Source organism: Mesorhizobium sp. C089B, from assembly GCF_030323125.1.
Classification (GTDB): domain Bacteria; phylum Pseudomonadota; class Alphaproteobacteria; order Rhizobiales; family Rhizobiaceae; genus Mesorhizobium.
The window spans coordinates 1,044,197-1,071,132 of record NZ_CP100469.1 but is presented as its reverse complement, the minus strand read 5'-3'; the positions used below and the strand labels follow the sequence as shown (position 1 = coordinate 1,071,132).

Genomic DNA, 26,936 nt, shown 5'->3' with positions numbered 1-26,936 from the left:
CTTGGTCTCGGCAATAAAGACCGGCGTATCCTGCGGCAATTGCGAGCCGAGGAAAGCGCCCCATGGGTGGTTTTACTACTCAGTTTGTTGTCGCACTTACCGTGACCATAAGCCTGGCTCTTGTCAGCGGCTGCCTGGGTACGGCATTCGGGCTGTTTTTGGCGATTTCGAAGGGCACGGCAAAGCCGCGCCTCAACGCGGTCGTGGCCGCCTACACCACAGTCGTCCGTGGTGTACCAGAACTTCTCGTTATCCTGCTCATCTACTTCGGCGGAACCACGCTCGCCAGCAAGATCGCCGGCCGGTATGTCGAGGTGAACGCATTCACCGCAGGGGTTATCGCGCTCTCGGTCATTTTCAGCGGTTATGCGACCGAAGTGTTTCGCGGCGCGATTGCGGCAGTGCCAGCGGGCCAAACCGAAGCGGCAAAGTCGCTTGGGCTGAACGCCTGGCAGCGCTGGATGTTCGTCATCGGTCCGCAGATGCTGCGGCTGGCGCTGCCTGCCTATGGCAATCTCTGGATTTCGCTCTTCAAGGATACCGCACTGGTCTCGATCGTCGGCCTGACCGACATCATGCGCGTTGCGTATGTGGGGGCCGGATCCTTGCGCGCACCATTGACTTTCTACCTTGCGGCCTCCGCTCTCTATCTCTCGCTGACCACCGTCACGTTGCTGTCGATCCGGCTGACTGAGCGGCGCTATCCGGCTCTCGGCCGGTAGGAGGGAAGGCCCATGAACCTCGGCTTGATATTTGACGCAGTGGTTGTCTTGCCTTCGGGCGTTGGTCTCACTTTGACCCTGACGGTCTTGTCGCTGACGGCCGGATTTCTTCTTTCCGTGCCGCTGGCCTTCATCCGCGCGTTCGGACGTCCCGGCTTCTCGCTCGCGGTGCTCGCATACACCTATGTGATCCGCGGAACGCCGATGCTGGTTCAGCTCTTTCTGCTCTACTACGGCCTCGCTCAGATCGAGGCGGTGCGAACAAGCATCTTCTGGGTGATCCTGCGCGACCCCTTCTGGTGTGCCCTTCTGACATTTTCGCTGAACAGCGCGGCACACACCACCGAGATCCTGTGCCGTGGTCTCCAGTCCGTGCCTAAGGGTGTCACCGAGGCGGCCACTTCTCTCGGCTTGAAACGCTTCCAGATCGCTCGCCTGGTCACCTTCCCGATCGCTTTCAGGATATCGCTCCCGGCCTACGGCAACGAGATCGTCGGGATGATCAAGGGCTCGTCGCTCGCGAGCACCGTGACGCTGCTTGAGATCACCGGCATGGCGAGACAGATGGTGTCGACCACGTTCGCGCCGTACGAAATCTTCATCGTCGCCGGAGCGATCTACCTATCGCTCACCTCGATCGCGGTGAAAGCGATCCAGTTGCTGGAGCGATGGCTGTCGACCGACGGCCATCCGGTTCGCCGACGAAAGGCGCGATTGCGCCCCGCCCTACCTGACCCAGAGATCACGACGCCCCCCCTGCCCTGACGCCCAGGTTCTGGGCTCCCCTTTCCATCCAACCAACGAAGAGGTGCATCATGCGCATACCCCTGGCTATTGCTGTTTCTATCGTATCCCTGATGTCGGCAGTCCCGGCGAGCGCGCAAAGCGAGCGCGTCATATCGATTGCCGCTGAAGGCGCCTCGCCGCCCTGGGACGGCACCGACGCGAACGGTCAACTTTACGGTTACGATATCGATGTTGGACAGGAGCTGTGTCGTCGCATCGAGATCAAATGTACCTTTGTCCCGCAGGATTGGGACGGGATCATCCCGGCACTGCTTGTCGGCAAGTTCGACGTGATCATGTCTGGCATGGCGATCACGGAAAAACGCAAGCAGTCGATCGCGTTCTCGATCCCCTACGCCACCGGCTTCAACCAGTTCGTGGTGCGCAAGGACCTGGGTCTCGTCGCCGGCGACACCAAGGAAAAGGTCAACCTTTCGACCATCGGCGACAAGGAAAAGGCGACCATCGAACGCCTCAGATCGACACTCGCCGGCAGGGCGATCGGGGCCCTGCGCTCGTCGAATTCGGAAGCAGTCGTGAAGGAAATGCTGGGCGATGTCGTGACCATTCGAAGTTATGACAGCCAGGACAACATGAAGCTCGATCTTGCCGCGGGTCGCATCGACGGCGGCCTCGCCGACTATTTCACCTGGCGCGATTTTCTGGAGACGCCTTCCGGTTCGGATGTGGTGTTTTTCGGCCCTGAACTTAATGGCGGGCTCTGGGGGCCGGGCGTCGGCGCCGGCTTGCGCAAGGACGATACGGAGTTGCTCGCCAAGTTCAACGCCGCCATCGACGCGGCCACGAAGGATGGAACGATCAAGGCGCTGAGCCTGAAATGGTTCAAAAGCGATATCTCGCCAGCCATCTCGCAATAGAGGCAACCGACTTCGACATTGACGAGGTGCCGGCCGGAACGCCAGCGCCCTCCCCTCCTTCAAGGCGAGCTCCATGAAAGACCAGTTCTGCGCGGTCGTTACCGGCCAATCCCTGATCAAGCACGACATCCGTGACCTCAAAGACGAACGCTTCATCGCGGTTACGGATTTCCTGCGCCAAGGCGACGTCGTCTTTACCAACTTCGAGTCGACGATCCTGGGCAAGCACGGCGGGTGGCCGACCAAGGGCAAATACTTCGGATATTCCAGGGCTGAAGTGCTCGACGCATTGCAGGCCATCGGTTTCAACGCGCTTGCTCTGGCAAACAACCACGCCTTCGATCTCGGCGCCGGCGGTATCCTCTCGACCCTGGAGGAAGTGGAAGCACGCGGTTTCCTGCATGCCGGCATCGGAGCCGACGAGACTGACGCCAGGAAACCGGGTCGCCGCCGGCTGGGCGCGCGCGAGGTCGCGCTTCTTGCGATGGATGCAGGCCCCGGCCCGACCAACATGTATGCCGAAGACCGAACGGCCTTCCGGCCGGCTCGGCCCGGCGTCAATCGCCTGAACACCGTTCGCAAGATAGGGGTGCCTGACGGACATTTCCGGCGACTGGCAAGGCTGGGCGCTCATTTGCAAAGCTCCCCGTTTGAATTGGCCAACTATGCGCAACCGGAGGACCCGATGGAGGTGGCGGCCGGCAAGGAGATCAATTTCTACGGCACCGTGTTCACGCAAGCCGCCGATTTCGGCCGGCTGATCGAAGTCGATCAGTGGAGCGCGAGTGTCCATTTGTCCGCCATCCGGCACGCGGCGGCACAAGGCTATTTCGTCATTGCCTATCTGCACCACCATCATTGGGAACCAGGTTGGCAGGACGTGCCCCGCTGGGTGCAGACCTTTGCGCGGATGTGCATCGACGCCGGCGCGAACCTGCTCGTCAGCCACGGCGCTCCGGTGCTGCAGGCCGTGGAAATCTACAATGGCTCCCCGATCTTTTACGGCCTCGGAAACTTCCTATTCCACGTCCACCCCGACGAAACCGAATGGAACCCACCGGAAGTCTGGCAAAGCATCGTCGCCGCGTGCCGCTATGATGCGGGCGGAAACCTCGCAGGCATAGATCTCTTGCCCGTCGCGATCGGTTCGGACCCTCAGTCTCTCGGATCGGCAACAGGCAGACTGGTGCCCGTCGCCGTGACGGGAAGCGCGGCGAGAGAGGTCCTCGAGGGATTCGCGACCCGCTCGCGGGCGTTCGGGGTCGAAATCGAAGTGTCCTCGGCTTGCGGCCGCATCGCCGTGCCCGCTGCACGAAAATTCGGCTGACAAGCCGCCTGCCCTCAGGGCGTCTTTAATTCAGCCGGCGCGGATTCGCCGGCTGTCTCGCTATCCGCCTTTGTGTCCATCACGGCCAGTTCTTCTCCTAACGCTGTGATTAGGGACGAGACGCGACCGCGCACACGCGGCGGAAGTTTGACAAGCCCCTCGATCAGGCGCCGGCCCTCCGCGCTGGCAATGAAATCCAGGCGCTCATCGACCGGGAGGGGCCGCGCCTCGACGCGGGTCTCATCGTTTCCCGGCAGGCCTTCGAAGAAGCGGCTGACAGGAACGCCGAGCGAGCTGGCGATCTCGTAGAGCATCGAAGCGCTCACGCGATTCCGCGCGTTCTCATATTTCTGGAGCTGCTGGAAGCTGATGCCTATCGATCGGGCAAGCTGGGCTTGCGATACGTCAGACTGGACGCGAACGGTCGCAATCTGCCTGCCGACATGCTGATCGGCGAGATGAGGGTCTCTGTCGATATTTGGCTTCGGCCCCGTCCGAAGGAGGACGGAGCGTTGCTGTTTCAACAAGGCCTTTCGATCCTCCACTAGTCAGCCGAACAGAGAGTCTGTCGCTACGCGCCGGGCTCTTCGCACCGATGTGATCTGCAGGTCGAATCGCCACTAAAAATACCTTATAGGGTTCAAAATTACCCTATTGGTGGCAAAGAAAAATCTGCCTGCCGATTGTGGACTTATGGTCAGTCCACGACAGATTCGAGCCGCACGGGCTTTGCTTGGTTGGTCGCAGCAGGAGCTTGCCGACAAGTCAATTGTGTCTTTGAATGCGTTGGTCCGGTTGGAAAACGGCACGGTAGATTCCCGGATCAGCACTTTGCAGGCCATTGAGGCGGCTCTGATAAAAGCAGGTGTCGAATTCTTGTCCGCTGGTCAAAAGGGTGAAGGTGTTCGGCTCTTAGATCCTCAGGTTTGAATGTCCCGTTGGCGGAAGGACAGGTCTCGTAGCTGCAACCGCCACAACTACCCCCCGGCGGGTGACGAGAGGCAAAGTCGTGATATTGTCGGAATCAGCCATGATCCGAGTTTCCTGAAGCTTGGTTGTGGTCAGGCTGGGATGCCCCCCGACGCACGTCCCTCAGCCGAGTCCAAATGTAAGCCCCTGCTCCTATGAAACTTTGGAAGCAGAAAAACTATGTGAGCGATTTCATATCACATGAGCCATAAGTGATCAACTTGAAATTAGATGATATGAAAGAAATTATGGGCGCCCAGATCAGAGGAGCGCGAGGATTAATACGTTGGAGTGCCGAAGATTTGGCCGATGCGGCGAGCGTGGGAGTAGCCACAGTTAGGCGCGCAGAAGCTGCGGATGGCGTCCCTCCAATCACAATAGCAAATCGGAATGCGATCCGTGGTGCCCTGGAAAGGGCGGGCATCGAGTTCATTTCGGAAAACGGCGGTGGCGCTGGCGTGCGCTTGGCGAAACGGCAATAGCGAACAAGGCGCAGCTTCGAGCGATCGTCTAAATCTCATCGCCGACGTCCGCTTGCTTTTTGCACTAGGTGCGGCCATCCGCACAGGTGACATTGAACGACTGAAAAGGGGCCGGAGAACGAACATGACGTAATCGCGGGAGCGGTGGCCACCTTCGATGTGGCGGCGATGTTCGAACCTCTAGCCGGCTGGCTGTCCCCCGATAGGATGAAGAACGGGCTCACGATCGACACCGGGCCCAGGCATCGAACGGAGGACAGCCATGGAACAGTATATCGGTCTCGACGTATCCATGAAAGAGACGGCAATATCGATCCGGCAGGGCGGCAAGAGGATTTGGCGGGGCAAGTGCGCGTCCGACCCGCAACTGCTCGCGGCGGTGATCCGCAAGCGCGCACCGTATGCCCGGCGGATCGTGTTCGAGACGGGGCCGCTGATGGGGCAATCCTCATTGGCACGTCCAAGGCGCGCCTGTCAGGCCCAATCCAAAAGTATAGGCTATACCAACGTGCAATGGCACTTCGTTCTTTGAACGGGCATCTGTCTGGGCATCATAAGCAAATGAAAAGGAGAGAGGTCATGATAAGGATTGCCATCTCAAAGCTTGGCATTCGGCGAGCAGGCATCGGGATGTTTGCAGCAGCCACGCTCCTGGCTGCCGCCGGCGGTTCGACACCGGGGCTGGCGCAGACTGCCCCGACAACAGTCGTTCTTGTCCATGGCGCATTCGCCGACGGCTCGTCTTGGGACAAAGTCATTCCACTGCTTCAGGCAAAGGGCCTGAACGTTGTCGCGGTTCAAAATCCGCTGACCTCGCTTGCCGACGACGTGGCCGCCACGCAGCGCGCCATCGCGCAGCAAAAAGGCCCTGTCATTCTGGTCGGCCATTCCTGGGCAGGGACCGTTATTACCCAGGCCGGCAATGACGACCACGTCAAGGCGTTGGTCTATGTCGCCGCTTTCTCTCCTGGCGATGGGCAGTCGACGTCCGATCTCAACAAAAATTACCCGACCCCGCCCGGATTGGCGCACCCGCAGGTTGATGCCGGGGGCTTTCTGACGCTGTCGCACGACGATATCGCCAAATACTTCGCTCCGGATGTTCCGAAGGCGGAGTCCAATCTGATCGCGGTCACACAAGGCCCAGTGCGCGGTGGGAACTTCGACGAGAAGGTGACGACGGCGGCTTGGAAGTCGAAACCGAGCTGGGCAGTGGTCACCAAGAATGACCAGATGATCGATCCCAAGCTGCTTGCAGACAGCGCGAAGACCATGAACGCCCATGTCAAAACCATTGCGTCCAGCCATGTCCCGATGCTGTCGCACCCAAAAGAAGTAGCCGCGGTCATTCTGGAAGCGGTCGAAGCCGCCAAATGACATCTGGCAGCGGGGGCAGGTAGGGCGCTTCCTCCCGGCCAACAGGAACCTGCCGAGGCGTCAGGCAGATCGTCGCGATCATAGCGCGACCTGGCATTGCAGAACTGAAAGCGCAGCGGGCGCCTCGACACCCGCTGCGCTGACGTCACGTCGCGAAACCGAATTCTAAAGGCCAGACATCTGCGCGCGGGGTGTGGCCCGGCTCCAGCGCCGACACCCGCACATTGCGTTTCGCAATCAGGCGTCGAACCAATCCAAAAGTATGACCGATACCTGGTGCAATAGCTGGTGACCGGCGCGCCGAAGCGCCGATCGCCCGCAACTGAAATGTGCGAGGCATTCGTCATGAACCCGGACAAGACTCGGTAGTGTGCTGAGAGTTCTGCAAATTCGCTGAGAGAGGGCGGTCATGGCAGGCTGGTGATGTTCAACGTCACCTGATTCCCGCGAAGGAACGCCACCATGACCAAGACTGAAGTTAAGACCGCCAGCGCTGCCGTCAAAGACATTTTGCTTTCGAACCCGGATGGATTGCACGAAGTGCTCCGTGCGGTGATGCAGGAGGTGCTTGAGGCCGAGATGGACGAGGCGCTGGGTGCCTCGAAGAGCGAGCGCACGCCCGAACGGCTTGGCTATCGCTCGGGCTATTACGGCCGTACCCTTGTGACGCGGGTCGGCAAGCTCGAGCTGCGGGTTCCGCAGGACCGGGCCGGGCGCTTCTCCACCGAGCTGTTCGAGCGCTACCAGCGTTCCGAGCGGGCCTTGGTGGCGACACTGGCGGAGATGTATGTGCAGGGCGTGTCGACCCGCAAGGTGAAGGCGATCACGGAAGAACTGTGCGGCCATGCTTTCTCGGCCTCGTCGATCTCGGCCATCAACAAGCGGCTGGACGAGAGCCTCGCTGCCTTTGCCAGGCGCCCCCTTCAAGAGCCGTTTCCTTACCTCATCCTCGATGCGCGCTACGAGAAGGTGCGTGAAGCCGGTGTTGTCATGAGCCAGGCGGTGCTGATCGCGGTCGGTATCGACTGGGACGGAAGGCGCCAGATCCTGGCCGTGGAGATGGCCAATCGCGAGAGCCGCTCGGCCTGGAGGGACTTCCTCGTCGGCCTCAAGGCGCGCGGCCTCAAGGGCGTCGAGTTGGTTGTGTCCGACGATCACGCCGGCCTGGTGGCAGCGATCGGCGAGGTGATCCCCGAAGCCGCCTGGCAACGCTGCTACGTGCACTTCCTCAGGAACGCGCTGGATCATCTGCCGAGGAAGCACGGCGACGACTGCCTGCAGGAATTGCGCTGGCTCTACGACCGGCGCGATCTCGCAGAGGCCAGGGCTGATCTTGCCGCATGGCTTGCCAAATGGTCGGCACGCTATCCGCGCCTGACAGGCTGGGCCGAGGATGCCATCGAACAAACCCTGACCTTCTTCCGGCTGCCGCGTCAGCATCACAAGCACCTCAAGTCCACCAACATGCTGGAGCGGCTCAACGAGGAAATCCGCCGTCGCACCTATGTCGTGCGCATCTTCCCCAATACCGAAAGCTGCCTGCGCCTGGTCAGGGCGTTGGCCGTCGAGACCAATGAAAACTGGATGGAGGCCAACCGATACATCAATATGGACGACCTGCGCGAGCACAAGAAGCTCGCTCTGCGCCAAGCCGCATGACCAGCATCATGGCTGCCCCATTTTGCAGAACTTGACGCACACAACCGCAATCATCGGTCACCGCCGCCAAGATACGCGGCGTCTGGCGCCGCAGCGACGAGTATAGGAGAATTCCGACCTTGGCCCGCTCAGCGTGCCTGAACTCCTGCGCAACTGAGGCAGAGCGATGTGCGGACGTTACACCAAATATCTGTCGTGGTCGGAAATCCACCGGCTCTACCGCCTGACTGCGCCGGCGGAGACGGGCCGCAACGACGAGCCCCGGTACAACATCGCGCCGACTCAGGATGTCCCATTCGTCACTGCCGGTGAGGATGGCAATCACAGGCTCCGTGAAGGGCGCTGGTGGCTGGTCCCTTTCTGGGCAAAGGAAATGCCCAAGGCGGCTATGTTCAATGCGAGGATTGAGGGCATCGATACAGCGCCCGCCTTCCGCGACGCCTACAAGTCCAAGCGCTGCCTGATCCCTGCCGATGGCTTCTACGAGTGGACGATATCGCCAGCCGACGGCAAGAAAGACCCTTGGCACATCTACCAGCCAGGCCACGCGCCTTTCTCGTTCGCCGGGCTTTGGGCTTACAATTCCAATCTCGACATAACCAGCTGCACCATCATCACCGAGCCTGCCGGAGAACCGATGAAGCAGTTGCATGATCGGCAGCCTCTCATTCTCGACCCGGCCTACTATGACGCCTGGCTGGACCCGGCGACGCCCAAGGACAGCCTCAAGGACGTTCTCAGCCACGACATCGACGGTCAGCTGCAGTTCAACCGCGTTGGACGTGAGGTGAACACGAGCGCCGTCAACAAGTTGCCCAACGACCATCCCGGCCTGGTCGGGCCGATCAACCCGTTATGAGCGACGAACCGAGCCGGCTTGCCGAAGGGATGACAGCGATTCCGCGCGGCCGAGAGCCGATCGAAAATCGCTTTGCGAGCATTCTGGCTGCGGCAAGCTCGGCGGGTTTGGCTTTTCGAGGCCTGGACAGAAGTCACATTGGTTCTGTTGTTTGCATCCCGGCGACGGCGATCGGTTTCTATAGGAGTTGACGTCCGACCATCTAGCGCCCCTGTTCGAGGCATGGCATCGAGAAGCTGTGAAACTCTTCAAAATGCCCCGGAAAGGTCCGGGCGAGATACCGCACCACTCTGGAATTATCCATCAACCGGTCGAAAAAGCGGTTGGCTGCGACAAGCTCCAGGCCCACCTGGCCATGACGTTCCGCGGCGCTGAGAACCGCAAGGCTTACCGCGCCGACATCGAGCACCATCGCGCCGCGCTGGTCTTCCGCTTGTGTGGTGATCGTTGAGAGATTAAAACCCTCGACCAGCAGGGCTTGCGGTGTCAGAGCGACGAGTAGTCTCGCGTAGGTGATCCTGACCCGGTCCATCGCCACCATCAGCCGGGCAATCTCCAATTGCCTGGCTGGCAGCACCTTCTGGAGCAACCCGAAGATTTTTGTTTTTACCGGCGCGTCCCGAAGCAGGTCGAGGACATCAGGGCAAATTCCGTTAACGGCTTTCCGGTTCTCGCCTGTCTCGGAAGCGGGTTTTCCGGGAGAGCAGAACATTTGCGGCTCGCGGGTCGCGCCACGCAACCTATGTGCCAGTAGGCTTGGCATTGTCCTGAAGCCCTCGGACACCAGCGTGGCGCAGAATTGCTTGTCGCGCATCATCAGGTGGAGCGCCGCTACTATCCGGTCTAGGCTCTGTTCAGACTTTGCCGCTTGCGTGACGAAATCGCGCATGCGTTTGCATTCCGTATCGTAGGTCGCCAAAAATTCGTGTGAACGAAGCCTCTTCTTGGACCCTAATGCGCCAGCAACAATATTGCTCGCATGTCTGTCGCCACCGTTTTCCAACGCACGGTAGGCGGCGTCCTTGGCTAAGCGCTTGACTACCAAGCCACGCCTCCGACAGGCTCTCGCTCTGCTAACCTGATAATCGGGTCGAGCGTGGGAAAAATATAGCTGTCCAGCGGTATCCCATTGATGGCATGCAGTTCCGATTTACCCGCGATCTCGTGGGCAGGCGCAATCAAATAGTCCCGAATGGTCAGGTCGCCCGGATTCATACGGATCAGGACGAAAATGTCGGGTAGTGGCCGTTTATCGGCCTTCGAAAACCAGCGTGGATAGCCGAAGCCGGAAACCCTGCATCGGGCCATTGTAATCGCCATCGTGATCTCCTCGTTTATCCGCAGGAGGTCCATCGCCATGTCATGGGCAGCAACCCCGCCCTGCCTATCAATCGCGCCCACAAGATCCCGGATAATCTGCAGCCTCATTGATTCCAGGTGCCGGTTCACGCCGATGAAGCGGTAGTTTTTGGATGGCTCGTATCCGATCAGTTCATAGGCTTTGACAATGGTTCCAAAACGCCACTGGTAGCGTTGGGCCGGCGGGCATCCGGGATCCGCGTCGATCAGGGCCAACGACAAGGCGCCACGGCGAGCCAGTAGTGCCCTAAGAGCGGCCAGCATCTCGTTGTTGGTCATGTGGCGATAGATGGTCTTGAGCACGATCTGCGCCCGATCGAACAGTTTGCGGTCGACGATCGGCTCCAGGACGTTTTCCACCCGCACCCACTGTTCCGGGGGATTGCGGACTTGATGGCTTCTCAGCCGGGCCGAATGCTTGTTCCAGACGCTGTTGCCAATGTAATTTTCGTTGGTCAGCACCGAGTGCACGGATTCCCGCGTCCATGGTCGCCCCAAATCGCTGAGCACGCCGCGTTTGTTGAGCAGTCTTGCCATCTCCAGCTCTGTCTTGCGTGTTCTGACAAAGTGACTGAAGATCCACTTCACTGTCGCAATCTCGTCAGGCGGGCCGAGCACCAGAACTATTCGATCCGTCTGCTGGCTCTTGTATTCGTGGGATGAAAGGATGCATTTTGAGCGGCCGTGTTGATCGACAAGCAGGCGCCGCAGGCCAAAGCCGGCCTTCCCGCCCTGCCGGAAGCCCAGCCGGATCAACCTTGCCTGGCCGATGAAGACTTTTTGCGAGAGCATTCTGCTCTGCTCGGCAGCCATGCTCCGTTTGATTGCTTTGAGGACGTCTGACCCGATGCTGCCGTCGTTTGCGAATTGCTCGGCGCAAAATTCGATACGCACGCCGGCCATCTGGCATCGGTATTCGTAGGCTGCGCTTTCATCAATGTTCTGAAAACGCCCCCACCGGCTTACATCATAGACCACAACCGTCTCAAAATCGGCTCGCCCACTTTCGACATCGGCCAACAGCTTCTGAAGACCGGGGCGCCCTCCAAGGTTTAAACCGCTGCGACCGAGGTCCTCGTAAGTGGCGACAATGTCGTAAGCCATGATATCGGCATAGTCGCGAATGGCATCCGCTTGGTTGTCGATCGAGTAGGTCTGGTGTTCCGTCGACATGCGCACGTACTGCGCGGCGCGAACTCTAGGCACAGTCTGGTGCCCGCCATCTAACTTTGGCACTTTCCCCACACTCTTGACCGTTGCCCAGGCAATGTCTGCCTGGGGCATGCCCAACCTACTAGGCAGCTTCCTACGGTCCCATTAGGAATACCTCGACAGTTTGTGTCGAATGGCTCGATAGTCTGATCGAGCCTCGAAGCCGCTCCTTGGGGGAACCGACCCGTGCGTCACTATATCGGATTGATCCACAAGCAAGCGGACAGCGACTTCGGCGTATCCTTTCCCGATTTTCCGGGCGTGGTCACCGCCGGCACCAGCCTCGACGACGCCCGCGCCATGGCCGAAGAGGCCCTGGCCTTCCATCTCGAAGGCCTTGTCGAGGATGGCGAAGCCATTCCCGAGCCATCATCCCTGGAAGATGTCATGTCGAACAATGACAATCTCAGCCGGGTCGCCGTCCTGGTAGCGCTCAAAGCCGAACCACAAAGGTGGTGCGCGTCAACGTCACCATTCCCGAAGATGTCCTCGACCAGATAGATCGATATGCGATTCAAACCGAGGCGTTACCGACCTGTTCGCGAAAGCCGTTTCCGCTTTGGCAACCATTGTCTTCAAGGCCCGAGAAACCACGTCTCATTTCGTGAGCGGGCGTGCCGCCGTTTGGCCGCAATGCGCCAGCAACTGGCAACCATTCGCCCCGATCCGCGTTTGGGGCTCCAAAGGAGTTCCAAGATGATCATCAGACAAACCATTGCCGCCGTGCTCATGACTGCAGCACTTGCAGGCTGCGCGACCCAGACCGAACAGCAGCAGAGGGCAACCACAGGCGCACTCATTGGCGGCGGTGTCGGCGCCCTCGCCGGCCAGGCACTGGGCGGCAACACCGAAAGCACGGTCGTGGGTGCCGCCGGCGGCGCCTTGCTCGGCGCCGTCATCGGCCAGTCGACCACGCCGCAGCGCCGCGGCGAACAGCTTTGCCGTTACCAGGACCGCCGCGGCCGGATCTACACGGCGCCTTGCGATGATCGCTATTACAACAACGACTATTGATCCAGCCTCCCTGGAAGTGCGGCTCTCTGACGTTTGCTGCCGCTCTTCCAGGGACCCGGGATCCGTTCGGCGTTTCACAATATGAGAACGCCCGCTCAGTCCATTACACCCTCTGGCTGATGAGCTTGCGCTTGGTGCTTGCAAGGATCCCATTTCGCGGAAGCGACGTGAAGCGCTGGTTTCATGGCGCCAACAATGACATCGCATTGCCGCAGCTGAAAGTGCCGACAGCGACCATCGGCTGCGGCTGAAGAGCGGGGGTGACGGTCACGGTGCCAAACATCAAGGTCGCCAAGCGCGCCTTGGCCAAGCCGAATGGCTTGCGCTGCATGCATAAAATGTGGGATAATTTGTTTGGTGGAGATTCTCGCTCACACCATCCAAAGGCCTCCTTCGGAGGCCTTTTTCATGTCATGGTGGCTGGCAACTGAGTGCCACAACGATTAGGTGGCACTCCCTGCCTAGGCGAAGAGTTGCACTGCCGCCAAGGTCCTTCGACCGCTTTCACGTCGTAAGCTTGGAGAACAATCCCGATGCTCAACAGCATTGCGGGCTGGCTCGATGCTGCAACTGCAATTGCCATTGTTCGGCTCCTGATTGACCTCATGAACCTATACCGCTCCGCTGCCGCCAAGAAGGCGCCGGACGGCAGGCGCGCGAGATCAAAGCCGATACGCAAGCGCCGTCCGCGTCGCCGCTGAACCGCGTCTTCCCAACCAACTCAAACTGTGACCGCGATGGTTTGACCCACCAGCGACCCGTGCACTCATCATATGGCGTCGACCGTATCCAGCTCGCGTGCCCTGCTCGGTGATGCGGTCGGCGCCGACGGGTGATGATGCGGGTGGCGTCGCGAAGGCAGCCAGCCGGCGCGCCGCGCGCCTAGTCGATTTCATCGTTAGTGGCGTATGTTGCAAGTCAAGCACTGTGAAGCACAGCGTCCAGATCGGACCTGCTGCCGTGTCGAATGGAATAGGCGCGAGTGATTTCCGCACCAAAAAGAAAAATTTCCGCCGAGTAGTAAGCCCACAGCAGGATGACAAGCAGCCCACCGGCGGCCCCATATGAGGCCGCGACCGCGCTGGAGCCTATATACCAACCGATAAGCGATTTCCCGAGCGTGAACAGGGCAGCGGTTACAACCGCGCCAATCCAGACATCCCGCCATTCCAGGGTTCGATCAGGCAAGATCTTGAAGATAGCGGCGAAAATAGCTGCTAGGAGGACAAAAGAAACGACCGCGTTGATAACGGCCAGGACAAGTGTCCCGAACGGCAGCTGTGCGTTGATGAGGTTGCCTAGGGCCGAAATCGCCGCGCTCGCGACTAGAGAGACGAGCAACATGAAGCCAAGTGCGGTGACCAGTCCCAGACTTACCGCACGTGCGCGCACCAGGCGCGACAACGAACTGCCCTGCGCTTCGACCTTCCATATCATGTTCAAGGACTGCTGTATTTCGCCGAAGACCCCGGAAGCGCTCACAAGCAAGGTGATGATGCCAATCACCGCCGCCCAGGTGCCGCCGGATGGCTTTTCGGATGCGCTCTTCAGTGCGGTTTGCAGGATATTTGCGCTTTCTGTACCCATCATCCCTGTGATTTGGGCGGACAATGCCGCTTGGGCTGCCTCGTGACCGAATGCGAGACCCGCAATTGCAACCACGATGAGCAGAATTGGCGCCAACGATGTTGTGGCATAAAAAGCGATTGCCGCGCCATGGCTGAGAGCATTGTCGTTGACGAACCCAACGACGGCTTCTCGCACCATTGCCCATGCATTTGTGATCCCGCGATGCATTTTTCGCCCCAGTCGAATTGGCGTTCACTAGCAATGCACCAGCACATGTGATGTTCCGGTTGCGGGCTACTAACGCCCTCAGGGGGAGCAGGCAACGTCAGTGGTTATGCGCCGCGCTTGGCGCCCTACTCCGCCGGGGTCTTCTCGAGCACCGGCGCAATTTTCCGGCCAAAGCGCTGGACAACGAAGCGGCCCGCCTTCTGGCCGGGGACCTCGATCAGAGTGTAGGTGATCCAGGACAGCAACGTCACCGTCGGCAGCACAACGGCAACGACGATGGCGAAGCGCAGCGGCGCCGACAGTTCGTGGCCGAACTCACTGATGACGAACGCCGCGACGGGCTGCAGCACCAGCAGATGGCTCAGGTAGATGCTGAAGGAAAGCTCGCCCATCAGGTGGAAGAACCGGTTGCTGAGCGTCACGGCGATCGCTCGCGCCAACATTCCCGCCCTTCCAGGCAGCATGCGGTAGAGAACCAGCGCAAAGAAGCCCGCCACAAGCGCTTCACGCACCAGAAGCTTGCCCAGCCCCTGGTCGCCGCCAAAGGGCAGCGCCGCCAAAAGCATGGCCAATGCCAGATAGAGGAACGGCCTCGGTCGGCTCTGATGCACGACTCCGGCCAGCAGCATCCCGCACAGGAATATCTGTATCTTCAGCGGCAGAAAGGACGGCATCGGAAAATGGATCGACAACAGCCGCATCGCAAACACGATGACGCAGCCGGCCGCCGCGACCACAAGGGCGCTCCTGATCCAGTCCAGCCTGCGCACCAGCAGCATGACGGCCGGGAACACGGCATAGAACTGCATCTCCAGCCCCAGGCTCCAGTCAGGCAGCGGCGTGCGATAGGCGAGGTCCGGCACCAGCCCAAACAGGAACGTGAGATGGACAACGATGTTTTTCAGGCTGCCGTCGAGGTAGCGTTCCGGCGCCTGGTGCGATCTGGAGAGGAAATCGTCGATGATGATCCTGCAATCGTAGAGATAGGGGCCAAGCGCCAGCGCCAGGAAAAGCATGACATAGAACAGCGGCGCGATCCTGAAATAGCGGCGCGTCCAGAATTTGAGCCAGGTTGCCGATCTTTGCCAAGGCTCCTTTTCCTGGCGCAGCTGATAGTGGAACACCATCAGGAAGCCGGACAGCATGATGAACAGGTCGACGCCGAGATCCGGCTCGCCGACGATCGGAATTTGCCAGCCGGTCAAAAGCAGGCAGTGCCCGACCAGCACCCAGATCGCCGCAAGCGCGCGAAGCCCGTCCAGGCATACGATGCGCGACGACTTGATGATGCTGGTTTCGTAGCTAGCCATGTTGCACTGCAGCATGGCGCCTGAGGAGCGATTGTCAACCCGGTGAGAGATGACGAATTACGGCTACGATGGCGGATGCCGAATTGTGCCGATCTCCTCGCCAGACAATAGGCTGAACGGACAGGCACCTTTTCAGGAAACCGTCAGCGCGTCCCGAACGACCGAAATCAGGCGCGAAGCAACCGTTCGCAAACCGGCACACGCATGCCAGTTGCGGAAGCGCATAAAACATTTCAGGAAAAGGCCCATTCCGCATCGGACGGCGTGACCAACCCCTGCCGCAGTCGGCTGTGAAGTTCATTCCACGACGGGTCTGTCACGAAGCCTTTCATGCTTCCACAAGCCTCGGCGAAGGAAATGTCGCCCAAACGGCCGATGAGATCACTCATCGCGCCGTTCCTGCCCTTCAGGAATACCTCGAGCGGATCATCATCACACTCAATTACCCGATGTCCCCAAGCACCCGGTACGTCGTCGCTTGCGAGAGCCTGCTGAAGATCTTCATCCACGCCTGTGGCCTCGAGCGCCCGGGAGACGACATAGCGCATCAGGGGGTAATAGATCGGCTGATAGCTGCCTCCAAGCGCGCGCACGCCGGGCAGGATCGACAAAACCAGAAACATCAGCAGGAGATTCGGGACAAGGCTGCGATTTGCCAGCCGCTCAAGGATATCGGGGGCTGTGAAGCACGCCACCTTCATACCGGTCGCGGGATCGATGAGTTCTCCGGCGACCAGACGCAGCGGAAGGCGTTTGCCATTTTCATAGAACCAGAAGAAATCGGTACCGCGCGCGAGCCAGCCACTCCAGGGGCCGGACGCGATCGCGTCGAGGCCGGCAAGGATATTGGAGGCGAACTTCGGGTCTTCCAGCAGTCTCATGTGTAGCCAGGAATTTTCGTCCGACAGATGGTCGGCCACCAGGTCGGCGATGTCCTCGTCGTCGATCTGCAGGAAGGAAAAGTGGCCTCCGAACATTTTTGGCCAAAGCGTAAGATTGGCTGCCTTGATGGCATGCGCGGGCCGCTCGAATTGCGTCTTCGGCAGAAGGGCACGAAGCAGCGTGAGCGCGTCGCCCCCAGTGTTTGGTTCCGTCGGTAACAACTCGAACTTATAGGGTCCCCGCCCGGCTAGCAGGCTGTACCCGATCATCCGGCTTCGGCTCAGGCCAAAGACGTTGACCGGCTTCCCGTCAACGGTGAGCCAGCCTGGCCCTTGCGTGGCTTTTCGACGAGATTCACCGTCGAAACGGCGTAGGAAACGTAGGTCGAACACCCGTGCGCCGAGAGACCAAGGAGGCTGAAGATATGCGTGTAATAGGCTTCTGGCTCCATGAGGAGAAACAAATGAGGGCCTGTCTGCAACACGCGGCGCCTTTCGAAATCCCTGCAGATTTCTGAGGCGGTATCGGCAGACAACCCGTTTCGTGTCGCTGCCTTCCTGATGATGTCGAGTAGTTTGGTGAAGGCTCGGAGCCGGATTTCTGGCATGGGAACCGAAGCCGGCGCCGTAAACAGGCGAAACGCATAATCGCGGATCGGCCGGGAATGGTATGGGCTCATCCAGGGGTAGAGTGCCGTCAGCGACCCCAGGACTGCCTGTTTCGCATCTACGCCTGCTGTTAGCTCTTCCACCTCACGATTCACCTTTTTCTTGCGTCTGAACGACACTGACGCTCAAACACGAAACACTGATGAGGAGCGCTACGCCAAAGCTGAAGAAAATCGTCGAAGGAAATGCTCGATTTCCTACTGCGGCGGCGATGCCGAACACGAGTAATCCGAGCACCACGGCCACACTATGCATGATGCCTTTTGCCCGGCCCAACAGATAATCCGACACACGCGTCTGCAATGTGACTTCAACGCTGACGCGTCCAAGATTGTATATAAATCCGAGCGCGGCAAAAAGGATCACTGTCCAGGGCGTGGGCAGAAATGCCAGCGCCATGAGTACCAGCGCCGTTAAGCCCAAAAGCATGAGATGGAGCGCATGAGTGCTCATCGATCTTTCAATCCGGAATAGAGAGACCGCACCGATCAGTGAGCCCGCCGACCATGCAGCCTCGAGGTAGCCGAAATCCACGGCAGTACCCTTCTGCTCCTGGACGAAGCTAGATCCCACGACGCTGACAAGCACCGCGCTTGTATAGAGAAGCGCGTAGACGACAATGAGACGGCGCAGGCTCAGATCGATTTGGGCTGCCGAGATTTTGGCGGTGCGGACATCGAGCGAAACCGGTTGCAGCCGCATCAAGGCTAGGCAACCCGCTGAAAACAGGAAGAAAGCAGCAAGAACGGTGAATGGTAGGGCTGGGGAGCGCTCATGCAGCAAAGCCCCTGCAAGCAGAGCTGCGCCGAGATTGCCGACCTGCATGACGAAGAAGACGGCGGAATTCGAGGCTACAAGATCGCGGCCGTCAGCTATCACGGGGATCATTGATTGAGAGCTCGTAAGGGCGACACGGTCGCAAAACGAAAAGAGGGCCGCTGACAGACAGATGATCAGAAACACGTCCATGTAGAGGAGCGCGCAAGCGGTAGCCAGCATAACGAGAAAGCGGCTGAGGTCTGCCGCAACGTTCAAGCACCGCCTGTCAAATCGATCCGCCGCTACGCCGGCCAAAGGGCTCGCGATGAATTCGACAACGCTGACGATCGCAAGGAACGTCGCGACGCCGGCGGTTCCGTATCCTCGCTCGACGACAATCCAGGCGGAGGCGATGTAGAAGCCGTTTCGGGCAACGGCCGCCGATAGCGTGCTGGCCAGGAATCCGAGGCACGGATTGGACCGGCCGGCCCGCCCTTTGGCATGATGATTTCGAACCAGGTTTGACATGAGCGGCGTATCCGAGCTGACCGCCGATGGATACCTTCTTCCGCCAAGCCTGCTTTACTGCGATGTTGGGGTTTTCCGATACTTGCTGAGAACAACAAGCGGCGACCTAGATTCGCCACTTACGACGAAATTCCGTCGGGCCCGCACCGAAAGCCCGCTTAAAGGCGGTCGCGAAATGGCTGGAGCTGCCGAAACCACATTCCATCGCGATTTCCGTCGCCGACAGATTGGTCGATCGCAGCATGTCCGCGGACTGCTCCAACCGTCGCTGCGCAATGAATGCGTGCGGCGTCATGCCTGTCGACTGCTTGAAGGCCCTCCAGAAATGGAACCGGCTAACCCCAATTTCTTTTGCCAGATCGGCCAGCGTAGGTCTGCCGTCCGACAACGTCTCGATCATGTCCACTGCCCGCTTGAGATCGAACGATGACAAACCGCCTTTTGCCGGCTCCTGATGGACGCCGTTCAACCTTAACATTTGGCCGAGCAATTGCGTGGCCTGGCACTCCACCATGGTTGCGCTGATGGGGTCAGGCTGCTTGAGCTCCAAAGCAATCCTCTGCAACGCCAACTCTGCAGTGCCGTCCCGAAACCCGATCGAAGGCGGCAGCACTGCCGGGCGATGGCGAGCCATTCCCGCAAACACCTCGTCGGCGAACCCTTTTTCAATCGAGACCAGGAGATAGGAAGCGGTCGCTTCCCCCTCGTCCCATCCATTCCAATCACTGCCGGCCGGCATGAAGATTATCGAACCGGCCCGGCGCGGCAAAAAGGCAATCCGGCGCCCATCCACAATGTCTTCTCCGCGGGACGCCGTGCCCTTCAGGTTCATCAAGAACACATGGTTTGGCTGGAGGAGCCTTGTCTCCTGACGCTCAAGCCCGGTTCTTTTGACTACGTCCGCCCGCACGCTCCCCCAACTCTCATACTTGTGGGCAAGGGATTGGTGCCGTGAGCGGCGATTCTCGGTCGGGTCGAGGGCAAGAGTATTCACGTATCCACAGCCTCCTTACTGGCGAGTGGCCAGTCGTCGCATGATGTGGCGAACCATTGGTTGCTGAACAACGCGCAAATAACTCTGGATTGGTAGAAGATGTGACTTTAGCGAAAAAATGGCAAACGAGCGAAAGCCGTCTGTATCCGGCAGGCCTACGAGTTGGCTCAGCCAATACTTGAGCCAGGCGAAATATTAGACCCCACTTATCTTAGTGGCATTTCCCCTATCGACGTATCGGCATCTCACCAACGGAACGGTGCTGGAGGCATACTGCGATGCGTGGACTCGACGACTTTCTGGCTGAGTGCGACGCTGGCCCACGGATCAACCGACTAGCCGGCTTTTTCGCCGCGACCGCCGCTGGCAAGAGCGGGATGCCAATCCGCAAGCCCGTCGCGGACGCCCGCCTTCTGCCGAGCGATGAACTGCTGCACGGCTTGGTCAGCCTGCATGCGGCACGACAAGGTTTTTTCGACCAGCACTATCACGGCAGCATTCCCTACAGATTAGAGGAAGAGTGCCGGATGGCCTACGCAGTGCTGAAATACGCACGGCATCGTGGTGGTCCGCTTTCGCTATATAGCCTTGGAACAGCGGAAGGCACGATGGCGAGGACACTGTCGGAACTGTCCGATGGGCAGGTACGCTCACTGTCGTGCAGCCCGAACGCGGAGAATTACAAATGCTTCATGGCTTATGGCCAACCACCGCACGCCGACTTTTTCATTGGTCCCTTCCATCATTTGACAAAGGACGTCCTGGGCTCGGATCCGCGACTGGCAAATTTCGCCCACGGTTTCGATATCATTCTGGAAGATACGACCTTTCAGATGTACTCGCCGAACAGAGTGGGACAGATCGAGTTCGTGACACAGCACCTCAAGCCGGACGGAATCTTCGTCTTCGTCGAGAAGTTCCGGGCAACCGAGGAGCCGGACTACAGGCGTCGCGAATACCAGAAGGATTTCGGCTTCAAGGCGCGCTATTTTCCCCCAGACGAAATCGAGAAAAAGCAAACCCTCGTTCTGAATACGATGTTCGGCAATGAGGTGACTTTGGCAAAGATGGCTGACGCCATACGCGCGCATTTCAGCTACTGCGCCCTGACCTGGAACAGCGGAAATTTCTGTAGTCTCGCGGCGAGCAATAGCGAGGAAAACCTGAACCGATACCTTTCCCAGATGGCCGCTCCGGCCATTCCGCACGAGTACGTCTACGAAATCAGCTTGTATCCGACCCTGCCGGTTAGCGTCGCCGCCGCGCAGGAATAGGCTCCTGTGCCTTGAGACAGGTCAACAACACGTTGCGTCGTTTGGACCATGTCTTCGCGGCTGTCGACCATGGCAGCCTCAGGCAGGCCGCAAGAGTTCTCAGGGTGAGGGAATCCTGTGTCAGCCGCAACATCGTTGCTCTCGAACAATTGCTGGACATGCAGTTGTTTGACCGCGACGTCCATGGCGTTCGGCTGACCGAAGCAGGCCGGGCCTGGACTAACCTCGTCCGGGCTCATTATGAAGGGTTGCAAGATGCCATGGCCGGAGGTGGTCCTGGCGACCAGGATGCCAAAACAGTCAAGATAGGGTTGTGCGGTCAGATAGGACGGGCGTTCGTGGCGCGGCTTGTCGATCGATTTCGCGGCTTGCATCCGGACGTGAGCATCGCCATCGAGGACGTTCCCCATGATCAGTGTCTGGCGGCAATACGTCGCCGGCGCCTTGACATCGTGTTCACGCACGGGCTCGAGAACGGCGCCTTATGCCGCAGCGAGCTATTTGGACACGAGCGCTTGTTCATTCTCCTGCCCTGTTACCATCCGCTTGCTGAAAGGTCTGCGGTCACATGGGCAGATCTTGCAGATACCTGCCTGCTGGTTTCGGTCGGATCGCCGCTGGATCCGGTTTTGTTGGAAAAGATTGCCGCAGGTGGTGGCCCCGCTATTCAAATATGTCGCGCGAGCGAAGCGACGGTCATCCTCAAGGTGCAACTCGGTCAAGGCGTTACTCTGGCGGGCGAAGGTTTTGCCAGGACAGTCGCCATCGACGCTACAGTATGGAAACCCATCGACGGTCAGCACAGCATCAGTTCGATTAAGGCGGTGTGGCTGGAATCGAACCCAAAGCGTGCGCTTCTGCGCCTGGTTGGGACCGCAAGAAACCTGGTGGCCGCAACGCGACCCGGGCCTACCCCTGTCAATGGAGGAAGTTCGGGACGCCGCGGCGCGATTTCTGAAGTCACGCCATGACTGGGAGGTGCGACTGACCCGGTTTGACTTCAGTCGTCCAGCCTCTAACCACCCTCCGAACGCTTTGCCCTGGCAAAGCCTCGATCCGTCGCAATGAACCGCTCCAGCATCGCAACGATGAGGCGCGGCGCATCGGCGGGCCGTTGCCCCGCTTCGCGGCCGAGGATCTCGGCATAAGCCGTCAGATCACGGTGCAGTGCCGCAGGGAGTTCCACCATGACCTTGACAGGCTTGTCGTCAGCGATTGGCCCCAGTTTCAGCTTGGCCATTTCAGCCCCCCATAAGGTTCGAGCACGAGATCGCGTGTGACGATCACCCGCACCGGGAATCCCGGTCGGATGGTGAGCGTCGGCGCTATGTTGAGCTGCCGCTGGACGATCTGCTGGCCTGTCTGGCTGATGCTGTCGGAAGCACCCTGGCGAAGAGCGCGCATGATGTCGCTCTCCTGGCCCGATGAGCCTGCTTGCGCGCCGATGCTCTGAACCGTGGAAAGTGCTGCAGCCTTGAACAACTCGCCCCAGTGATAGTCGACGCCGTCCTCGAGACCGGCATAGCCCTCAGCGTCCGCGCCAGGCTCACGTTCCAGAACGATGGAGCGGCCGTCAGGAAAAATCAGCCTGGTCCATACCAGCAACACGCGACGCTGGCCGAAGCCGACCCCATTGTCATACTGGCCGATGAGGCGCGTCCCCTGCGGAATGAGACGGATATGTCCGGTGGGGCTGTCATAGACATTCTCCGTCACCTGCGCGGTAATCTGACCGGGCAGGTCTGAGCGAATGCCAGTGATGAGGGCAGCTGCGATGACGGCGCCCGCCTGCAGGACGTTTTTCGACGCCGGCGCCGCAACACGATCCGACGAGACGGTGCGCTTGTCAGGCGGCTGGTCGAGGAACGCAAGTTGGCGGTCTTGCGCCGAGGGCGTCGCTGACTGCGGCGCGAGGCCAAGGTTGGCGAGATCGGTTTGTGGCATGGTGTCTGTCGTGGCTCGAGCGACAGTCGCGTCACTAGCGGGCCGCGTTTGCGTGGACGCGAACAGACGCGCGGTCCTCGCCGCCTCCAGTTCCTGCTCCCGGCGCTGTTCCTCTGGATCCGGTCCGACCGAGCCCGACGACGGCGCTCCGTTCGCCGGGCCGCCATTCTGCGCGTTGAGGATCGGGCGGCCGAGATCGCCGGGAAGCGGTGGGCCAAGCTTTGGAACGCCCGTATAGTCCTTTGGCAGACCGGCGAGCCCATCGGGCGTCGAACGATTATCGGTTGAATAGAGCTCCTGACCCTGGCCTTGCTGACGGTTCTGAAGCGCGTAAATCAGCGCACCGCCGACAGCGAGGCTAGCGGCGAGCCCCAATCCGGCCAACGCCTTGCGGACAGACGCGTCACGCGCGACGGCTCGGCGCGCAGCCGCATGGCCGCGGCCGGCTCACCTGTCAACGGCCGGGCGTCATCCTCGACCGGTGCCTCCGGCCGGGCGTCATTCGCCGGCCCCCGGCCTTCTTTCTTCCCGGGATCCATTTTGTCGCTCATGATGACGACCCTCCCCTGCCTGTTCGGAGGTTCGTCGCTGGCGGGGTCTCACCAGGGCCATGCATCCATGAAAATCGACTGCTCCTTACCCCATCGGTGCGGGAGACGCGGACGCGCCTCTGGTTCTTGCCGGCGCCGAGGCGCAACTCGGCGGCGGCAAACATCCGGTCGACGATCATGTAGTTGCCGCGCACGCGATAGTTGACCAGCTCGGACGTGTCGCCTTCCGGCCCTACCACGAAGAGTGGCGGCATCTCACCCTGGCCGATGCCCCGCGGGAACTCGATGAACACCTGCTTGCCATCGTCGAAGGCGCGCAGCGGCCGCCACGGTGCGCGATCGCCCGTCACCTCGTAGCGGAAATTGACGCGAGAAAGATCGATGCCTGTCGAGACCGGCTGTGCAGCCTCAGCTTGCTGGTTCTGCCTGCGCAAGGCGATGAGTTGGTCCTGCGGGTATTGCCAGGAAACCGACGCCATATAGGTCGACGGCGTCGAGCGCAGTTCCATGTGATAGGTACGCCGATCGGTATTGATGACGAGATTGGTGAGAAGGTCGGCGCGCGTCGGCTTGACGAGTATGTGGACCTGCTTGGCCGCGCCCGTACCGCTCTCGGTATCGCCGATGATCCAGCGCACGGTGTCGCCGGCGGCGACGGGACCGGAACCGACGAGCTGCTCGCCGGGCTGGAGCGCGATGTCGGTGATCTGCCCCGGCGAGGCATAGACCTGATAGAGCGCGCCATCGACGAATGGATAGACCTGCATCGAGTTGATGAAGCCGTTGCGGACAGGCTGGACGCGCGCGGCCGCATTGGCCAAGTTCACGCGCGCGGTCGGATCGGTCGGTTCCGGGTCGGGCTTTGCGGCCTTGCCGACCGGCTTCAACTGGCCTGGAAGCGGCAGCGGCTTCGACAGCTCCACCACCTTGACGGGCGGTGGCGGATCGACGGCATGCACGGCCGGGACCGGATCGTCATAGGAAATCTCCGGCGGCTTCTGCCTGGTGGCGCAGCCCGCAAGCGCCGAAGTGCAAAGCAAAAGCGCTGGAAGGGCCATTTTGCGGAAGGCCGGCATTGCGTGGATGAGGAAAACCGGACGCCCCCAGGGGGCGGCTTTGCAGAGTACGGGCATCATTGTCCAAGCTCCTTCGACCAGTTGATGGCGTTGATGTAGATTCCAAGCGGGTTCTTCCTCAGCGCATCAGCGTCGCGCGGGGGCTGGACGACAATGGTGAGGATGGCGGACCAGCGCTCCGTGGAAGCCAGTGAGCCGTCCTGATAGCGGCGTTCGACCCAGGCGATTCGGAAGCTCACCGGCGATGCGCGGATGACCGACGACACATCGACGGCGACCTGCTGCTTGCCGACCTTGGTGAACGGGTCATTGGCGCGCGCATAGTCGTTGAGAGCCAGCGCCCCGCCCTGCGTCGCGAAGTCGTAGGCGCGCAGCCAGTTCTGCCGCACGATGACCGGATCGGCGGGGATCGACCTCACCTGTTCGATGAAGTGCGCCAGGTAGAAGGCAATCTGCGGATCGTTCGGCTGATAGTCGCCGACCGCAGGTCCCACAGCCTGCGCCTGGCCGAGACGATCGACCTGCACCACCCAAGGCACGATCGAGCCTTTGGCGGATTGCCAGATGAGCGCGGCCGAGAACCCCGCGGCGAGCGCCAGGCAACCGAAGGCCATGGTGCGCCAGTTGCGCGCCTGCACGCGAGCCGAACCGATGCGCTCGTCCCAGAGCTGAGCAGCGCGTTGGTAGGGGGTCTCGGGTTGTGGGACTTGCCGTAGTGCGTGGACGGTCGTTTGAACATGCTCAGTCACTTTCAGAGAGGTTGATCGAGGAGCCGCCGCCATGGCTGTCGCCACTGCGAACGGCGTGGGCGGCGGCCTGGACGCCATGGGTCATCTGTTGCGAGCGCTTCATGCGCTTCGCCCAGGCTGGCTGACTTTCGGTTGCGGAGGACGCGACGGGTGCGGAGCCGGCTTCGGGCGCGTTCGCGCCGATTGTGCCAGCCGTGGATGACCCGCCCGTCGTCTCGAAGGCAGCGCGAGCGCCCGACTGGTAGCTGTGCTTCATGCTGCCTGCCGCATTATTGGCCGCACGCTTGAGCGGTGAGATGGCACCTTGGGCGCCGGCTCTGATGACACCGCCGAGCCCGGATGCGACGCCAGAAAAGCCAGACTCTCCGGCCGCGCTGAGGCCGTAGGCTGTGGACGCCCTGCCCGCCATGGCGGCACCGCCACGGGCCGCCGCTGCAGCACCGCCACTGACAGCCGCGCCTCCAGACACGACTGCGCCGCCGGCCGCAGTGCCGACTGCTGCCATGCCTCCGACGGCGAGCCCAGCGCCGACCGCAGCACCCGCGCCGAGTTGCGGGCCGCCGGAGACGAGGCCGTTGGCAATGCCAGGTCCAAATATGCCAAGGCCGAGCAGCGACAACGCGGCCAGCACGATCGCCATGGCATCGTCGATCGACGGCGTGTTGCCGCTGAACCCCGCGGTGAACTCGGAAAAGAGCGTTGAGCCGATGCCGATGATGACGGCGAGCACCAGCACCTTGATGCCGGACGAGATGACGTTGCCAAGCACCCGCTCGGCCATGAAGGCGGATTTGCCGAACAGACCGAAGGGAATGAGCACGAAACCGGCGAGCGTGGTCAGCTTGAATTCGATCAGCGTGACGAAAAGCTGGATTGCCAGGATGAAGAAGGCCAGCAGCACCAGCGCCCAGGCGAAGAACATGCAGGCGATCTGGATGAAGTTCTCGAAGAAGGACCAATAGCCCATCAGGTTCGAGATCGAGTCCAGCAACGGCCGGCCGGCATCGAGCCCGGTCTGCGCCACCTTGCCCGGGCGCATGAGATCGTTGACGGTAAAACCCGTACCCGAGGCCTTCAGGCCAAGCCCGGCGAAGCTTTCAAAGACGATGCGGGCGAGATTGTTCCAGTTGGAGATGAGATAGGCGAAGACGCCGACGAATAGGGTCTTCTTGACGAGGCGCGCCATGATGTCGTCGTCCGCACCCCAGGACCAGAAGAGCGCAGCCAACGTCACGTCGATGACGATCAGGGTTGTGGCGATAAAGCCGACCTCCCCGCCGAGCAGGCCGAAGCCGCTGTCGATGTAGCGCGTGAAGACTTCGAGGAAATGGTCGATGACGCCCATGCCGCCCATGTCAGCGAGCCTCCGGCCGAGGAGGCTCGACCTGCATCGCGGGAGTGGTCACATCCATCCGCGTCCCTCCTTTCCGGTCGGCTGACGCCGGCACATCAGGGAATAACGTTTTCGGGGCAACGGCAGCAGGCGCCGTTGCCGAGTCACCTGGAGCGAGAAACCGGCGCCGGCTCTCTGCCCACGCTTTCAGACAACCGGGATCGCGAGGACCGGCCTCGCCGATCCCGGAACAGCGGCGCAATTCGAACGCGAGCGGGTCTTGTGACGCGGTGGAACGGTCCCGTGTCCCAAGGGCGTCAGGCTCATCGTCCTTGCTGCTCATCTCGATCGCGGTCACTGTCAAAGCGACCGCGATGAAGATGACCGCACTGACACGAGCGAGGAGCTTGCCTTCCATCGCGCCGAC

26 protein-coding genes and 4 pseudogenes are annotated in these 26,936 nt (G+C 60.5%); 15 read left to right on the top strand and 15 right to left on the bottom strand.

What is annotated here, in order from left to right; translation table 11 throughout:
- Positions 1–62 precede the first annotated feature (62 nt).
- The 4 genes from NLY44_RS05475 to NLY44_RS05460 all read left to right on the top strand — a co-directional run bounded on the left by NLY44_RS05475 (position 63) and on the right by NLY44_RS05460 (position 3,713).
- A complete protein-coding gene (locus NLY44_RS05475; protein ID WP_023683618.1) occupies positions 63–722 on the top strand; it encodes an ABC transporter permease in 660 nt (219 codons plus the stop codon).
- Positions 723–734: 12 nt separating this feature from the next.
- Positions 735–1,487 carry an ABC transporter permease gene (locus NLY44_RS05470; protein WP_023690242.1) on the top strand — a complete coding sequence of 251 codons (753 nt, stop codon included), beginning with the start codon at positions 735–737 and terminating at the stop codon, positions 1,485–1,487.
- 50 nt (positions 1,488–1,537) lie between these two features.
- Positions 1,538–2,386: a transporter substrate-binding domain-containing protein gene (locus NLY44_RS05465; protein ID WP_023690243.1), complete on the top strand. Its 849-nt coding sequence runs from the start codon at positions 1,538–1,540 to the stop codon at positions 2,384–2,386.
- Positions 2,387–2,459: 73 nt separating this feature from the next.
- Positions 2,460–3,713, top strand: coding sequence for a CapA family protein (locus tag NLY44_RS05460; RefSeq protein ID WP_023690244.1), 1,254 nt, complete (start codon positions 2,460–2,462; stop codon positions 3,711–3,713).
- A gap of 14 nt (positions 3,714–3,727) precedes the next feature.
- Here NLY44_RS05460 and NLY44_RS05455 read toward each other — a convergent pair whose 3' ends face one another.
- Positions 3,728–4,237, bottom strand: coding sequence for a helix-turn-helix domain-containing protein (locus tag NLY44_RS05455; RefSeq protein ID WP_286456783.1), 510 nt, complete (start codon positions 4,235–4,237; stop codon positions 3,728–3,730).
- Between the two features lie 133 nt (positions 4,238–4,370).
- On the opposite strand from NLY44_RS05455, the gene NLY44_RS05450 reads away from it, so the two are divergent.
- The 6 genes and pseudogenes from NLY44_RS05450 to NLY44_RS05425 all read left to right on the top strand — a co-directional run bounded on the left by NLY44_RS05450 (position 4,371) and on the right by NLY44_RS05425 (position 9,059).
- Complete coding sequence (locus tag NLY44_RS05450; RefSeq protein WP_348524314.1) at positions 4,371–4,643, top strand: helix-turn-helix domain-containing protein; 273 nt, start codon at positions 4,371–4,373, stop codon at positions 4,641–4,643.
- A 275-nt stretch (positions 4,644–4,918) separates the two neighbouring features.
- Complete coding sequence (locus tag NLY44_RS05445) at positions 4,919–5,164, top strand: hypothetical protein (RefSeq protein WP_023804518.1); 246 nt, start codon at positions 4,919–4,921, stop codon at positions 5,162–5,164.
- Between the two features lie 262 nt (positions 5,165–5,426).
- Positions 5,427–5,600, top strand: a pseudogene (locus NLY44_RS05440) (IS110 family transposase); the annotation flags it as partial.
- A gap of 143 nt (positions 5,601–5,743) precedes the next feature.
- Positions 5,744–6,541 carry an alpha/beta fold hydrolase gene (locus NLY44_RS05435; RefSeq protein ID WP_156936044.1) on the top strand — a complete coding sequence of 266 codons (798 nt, stop codon included), beginning with the start codon at positions 5,744–5,746 and terminating at the stop codon, positions 6,539–6,541.
- 462 nt (positions 6,542–7,003) lie between these two features.
- Positions 7,004–8,200: an IS256 family transposase gene (locus NLY44_RS05430; protein ID WP_286456782.1), complete on the top strand. Its 1,197-nt coding sequence runs from the start codon at positions 7,004–7,006 to the stop codon at positions 8,198–8,200.
- A 166-nt stretch (positions 8,201–8,366) separates the two neighbouring features.
- The gene (locus NLY44_RS05425; protein ID WP_286456780.1) at positions 8,367–9,059 is read left to right on the top strand and encodes an SOS response-associated peptidase; all 693 of its coding nucleotides are present in this window, start codon (positions 8,367–8,369) and stop codon (positions 9,057–9,059) included.
- 202 nt (positions 9,060–9,261) lie between these two features.
- Here the strand turns inward: NLY44_RS05425 and NLY44_RS05420 are convergent, their stop codons facing one another.
- Positions 9,262–10,104, bottom strand: coding sequence for a plasmid partitioning protein RepB C-terminal domain-containing protein (locus NLY44_RS05420; RefSeq protein ID WP_023731574.1), 843 nt, complete (start codon positions 10,102–10,104; stop codon positions 9,262–9,264).
- Entirely contained in the window at positions 10,098–11,702 is a 1,605-nt protein-coding gene (locus tag NLY44_RS05415) for a recombinase family protein (protein ID WP_023804798.1), read from the bottom strand. The genes NLY44_RS05420 and NLY44_RS05415 overlap by 7 nt, the downstream gene beginning before the upstream one ends.
- A gap of 114 nt (positions 11,703–11,816) precedes the next feature.
- On the opposite strand from NLY44_RS05415, the pseudogene NLY44_RS05410 reads away from it, so the two are divergent.
- The 3 genes and pseudogenes from NLY44_RS05410 to NLY44_RS05400 form a co-directional block, all read left to right on the top strand.
- Positions 11,817–12,142, top strand: a pseudogene (locus NLY44_RS05410) (type II toxin-antitoxin system HicB family antitoxin); the annotation flags it as partial.
- Between the two features lie 184 nt (positions 12,143–12,326).
- The gene (locus NLY44_RS05405) at positions 12,327–12,644 is read left to right on the top strand and encodes a YMGG-like glycine zipper-containing protein (protein ID WP_023690487.1); all 318 of its coding nucleotides are present in this window, start codon (positions 12,327–12,329) and stop codon (positions 12,642–12,644) included.
- A gap of 260 nt (positions 12,645–12,904) precedes the next feature.
- Positions 12,905–13,075 (top strand): hypothetical protein, encoded by a 171-nt coding sequence (locus NLY44_RS05400; protein ID WP_156936058.1) that lies wholly within the window; start codon positions 12,905–12,907, stop codon positions 13,073–13,075.
- 487 nt (positions 13,076–13,562) lie between these two features.
- Here the strand turns inward: NLY44_RS05400 and NLY44_RS05395 are convergent, their stop codons facing one another.
- The 6 genes from NLY44_RS05395 to NLY44_RS05370 all read right to left on the bottom strand — a co-directional run bounded on the left by NLY44_RS05395 (position 13,563) and on the right by NLY44_RS05370 (position 19,420).
- A complete protein-coding gene (locus tag NLY44_RS05395) occupies positions 13,563–14,441 on the bottom strand; it encodes a YihY/virulence factor BrkB family protein (protein ID WP_286456777.1) in 879 nt (292 codons plus the stop codon).
- 125 nt (positions 14,442–14,566) lie between these two features.
- Positions 14,567–15,751: an acyltransferase family protein gene (locus NLY44_RS05390; protein ID WP_031356296.1), complete on the bottom strand. Its 1,185-nt coding sequence runs from the start codon at positions 15,749–15,751 to the stop codon at positions 14,567–14,569.
- A 233-nt stretch (positions 15,752–15,984) separates the two neighbouring features.
- Entirely contained in the window at positions 15,985–16,902 is a 918-nt protein-coding gene (locus NLY44_RS05385) for a hypothetical protein (protein WP_286456776.1), read from the bottom strand.
- A gap of 11 nt (positions 16,903–16,913) precedes the next feature.
- Entirely contained in the window at positions 16,914–17,420 is a 507-nt protein-coding gene (locus NLY44_RS05380) for a hypothetical protein (RefSeq protein WP_286456775.1), read from the bottom strand.
- Positions 17,386–18,588: an MFS transporter gene (locus NLY44_RS05375; protein WP_023806978.1), complete on the bottom strand. Its 1,203-nt coding sequence runs from the start codon at positions 18,586–18,588 to the stop codon at positions 17,386–17,388. Before NLY44_RS05375 ends, NLY44_RS05380 begins: the two co-directional genes overlap by 35 nt.
- 106 nt (positions 18,589–18,694) lie before the next feature.
- A complete protein-coding gene (locus NLY44_RS05370) occupies positions 18,695–19,420 on the bottom strand; it encodes a helix-turn-helix transcriptional regulator (protein WP_286456774.1) in 726 nt (241 codons plus the stop codon).
- Positions 19,421–19,860: 440 nt separating this feature from the next.
- Here NLY44_RS05370 and NLY44_RS05365 point away from each other — a divergent pair, with 440 nt between their 5' ends.
- Together NLY44_RS05365 and NLY44_RS05360 are read left to right on the top strand one after the other, a co-directional pair.
- Positions 19,861–20,856 (top strand): class I SAM-dependent methyltransferase, encoded by a 996-nt coding sequence (locus NLY44_RS05365; protein ID WP_023806977.1) that lies wholly within the window; start codon positions 19,861–19,863, stop codon positions 20,854–20,856.
- A gap of 11 nt (positions 20,857–20,867) precedes the next feature.
- A complete protein-coding gene (locus NLY44_RS05360; RefSeq protein ID WP_084013102.1) occupies positions 20,868–21,827 on the top strand; it encodes a LysR family transcriptional regulator in 960 nt (319 codons plus the stop codon).
- 44 nt (positions 21,828–21,871) lie between these two features.
- Here NLY44_RS05360 and NLY44_RS05355 read toward each other — a convergent pair whose 3' ends face one another.
- The 6 genes and pseudogenes from NLY44_RS05355 to trbK-alt all read right to left on the bottom strand — a co-directional run bounded on the left by NLY44_RS05355 (position 21,872) and on the right by trbK-alt (position 26,927).
- On the bottom strand, positions 21,872–22,096 hold the full coding sequence (locus tag NLY44_RS05355; protein ID WP_023673788.1) for a DUF2274 domain-containing protein: 225 nt from the start codon (positions 22,094–22,096) through the stop codon (positions 21,872–21,874).
- A pseudogene (locus NLY44_RS05350) lies at positions 22,084–23,351 on the bottom strand (TraB/TrbI/VirB10 family type IV secretion system protein). Before NLY44_RS05350 ends, NLY44_RS05355 begins: the two are co-directional and overlap by 13 nt.
- A complete protein-coding gene (gene trbG / locus NLY44_RS05345) occupies positions 23,348–24,487 on the bottom strand; it encodes a P-type conjugative transfer protein TrbG (protein WP_023697519.1) in 1,140 nt (379 codons plus the stop codon). Before trbG ends, NLY44_RS05350 begins: the two are co-directional and overlap by 4 nt.
- Positions 24,484–25,166: pseudogene (trbF, locus tag NLY44_RS05340) on the bottom strand (conjugal transfer protein TrbF). The gene trbG and the pseudogene trbF overlap by 4 nt, the downstream one beginning before the upstream one ends.
- A 2-nt stretch (positions 25,167–25,168) precedes the next feature.
- Positions 25,169–26,530, bottom strand: coding sequence for a P-type conjugative transfer protein TrbL (gene trbL / locus NLY44_RS05335; protein ID WP_023690476.1), 1,362 nt, complete (start codon positions 26,528–26,530; stop codon positions 25,169–25,171).
- A 1-nt stretch (position 26,531) separates the two neighbouring features.
- Entirely contained in the window at positions 26,532–26,927 is a 396-nt protein-coding gene (trbK-alt, locus tag NLY44_RS05330; protein ID WP_023697517.1) for a putative entry exclusion protein TrbK-alt, read from the bottom strand.
- Positions 26,928–26,936 lie beyond the last annotated feature (9 nt).

What these genes read in the sequence shown, in the direction of transcription:
- NLY44_RS05470 (WP_023690242.1), top strand. Translation starts at nt 735, where the DNA reads ATGAACCTCGGCTTGATATTTGACGCAGTGGTTGTCTTGCCTTCGGGC.
- NLY44_RS05425 (WP_286456780.1), top strand. Translation starts at nt 8,367, where the DNA reads ATGTGCGGACGTTACACCAAATATCTGTCGTGGTCGGAAATCCACCGG.
- NLY44_RS05375 (WP_023806978.1), bottom strand. Translation starts at nt 18,588, where the DNA reads ATGTCAAACCTGGTTCGAAATCATCATGCCAAAGGGCGGGCCGGCCGG.
- NLY44_RS05445 (WP_023804518.1), top strand. Translation starts at nt 4,919, where the DNA reads ATGAAAGAAATTATGGGCGCCCAGATCAGAGGAGCGCGAGGATTAATA.
- NLY44_RS05385 (WP_286456776.1), bottom strand. Translation starts at nt 16,902, where the DNA reads ATGATCGGGTACAGCCTGCTAGCCGGGCGGGGACCCTATAAGTTCGAG.
- NLY44_RS05365 (WP_023806977.1), top strand. Translation starts at nt 19,861, where the DNA reads ATGCGTGGACTCGACGACTTTCTGGCTGAGTGCGACGCTGGCCCACGG.
- NLY44_RS05475 (WP_023683618.1), top strand. Translation starts at nt 63, where the DNA reads ATGGGTGGTTTTACTACTCAGTTTGTTGTCGCACTTACCGTGACCATA.
- NLY44_RS05460 (WP_023690244.1), top strand. Translation starts at nt 2,460, where the DNA reads ATGAAAGACCAGTTCTGCGCGGTCGTTACCGGCCAATCCCTGATCAAG.
- NLY44_RS05395 (WP_286456777.1), bottom strand. Translation starts at nt 14,441, where the DNA reads ATGCATCGCGGGATCACAAATGCATGGGCAATGGTGCGAGAAGCCGTC.
- trbL (WP_023690476.1), bottom strand. Translation starts at nt 26,530, where the DNA reads ATGGGCGGCATGGGCGTCATCGACCATTTCCTCGAAGTCTTCACGCGC.
- NLY44_RS05435 (WP_156936044.1), top strand. Translation starts at nt 5,744, where the DNA reads ATGATAAGGATTGCCATCTCAAAGCTTGGCATTCGGCGAGCAGGCATC.
- NLY44_RS05430 (WP_286456782.1), top strand. Translation starts at nt 7,004, where the DNA reads ATGACCAAGACTGAAGTTAAGACCGCCAGCGCTGCCGTCAAAGACATT.
- trbG (WP_023697519.1), bottom strand. Translation starts at nt 24,487, where the DNA reads ATGATGCCCGTACTCTGCAAAGCCGCCCCCTGGGGGCGTCCGGTTTTC.
- NLY44_RS05465 (WP_023690243.1), top strand. Translation starts at nt 1,538, where the DNA reads ATGCGCATACCCCTGGCTATTGCTGTTTCTATCGTATCCCTGATGTCG.
- NLY44_RS05390 (WP_031356296.1), bottom strand. Translation starts at nt 15,751, where the DNA reads ATGGCTAGCTACGAAACCAGCATCATCAAGTCGTCGCGCATCGTATGC.
- NLY44_RS05405 (WP_023690487.1), top strand. Translation starts at nt 12,327, where the DNA reads ATGATCATCAGACAAACCATTGCCGCCGTGCTCATGACTGCAGCACTT.
- trbK-alt (WP_023697517.1), bottom strand. Translation starts at nt 26,927, where the DNA reads ATGGAAGGCAAGCTCCTCGCTCGTGTCAGTGCGGTCATCTTCATCGCG.
- NLY44_RS05415 (WP_023804798.1), bottom strand. Translation starts at nt 11,702, where the DNA reads ATGCCCCAGGCAGACATTGCCTGGGCAACGGTCAAGAGTGTGGGGAAA.
- NLY44_RS05370 (WP_286456774.1), bottom strand. Translation starts at nt 19,420, where the DNA reads ATGAACCTGAAGGGCACGGCGTCCCGCGGAGAAGACATTGTGGATGGG.
- NLY44_RS05355 (WP_023673788.1), bottom strand. Translation starts at nt 22,096, where the DNA reads ATGGCCAAGCTGAAACTGGGGCCAATCGCTGACGACAAGCCTGTCAAG.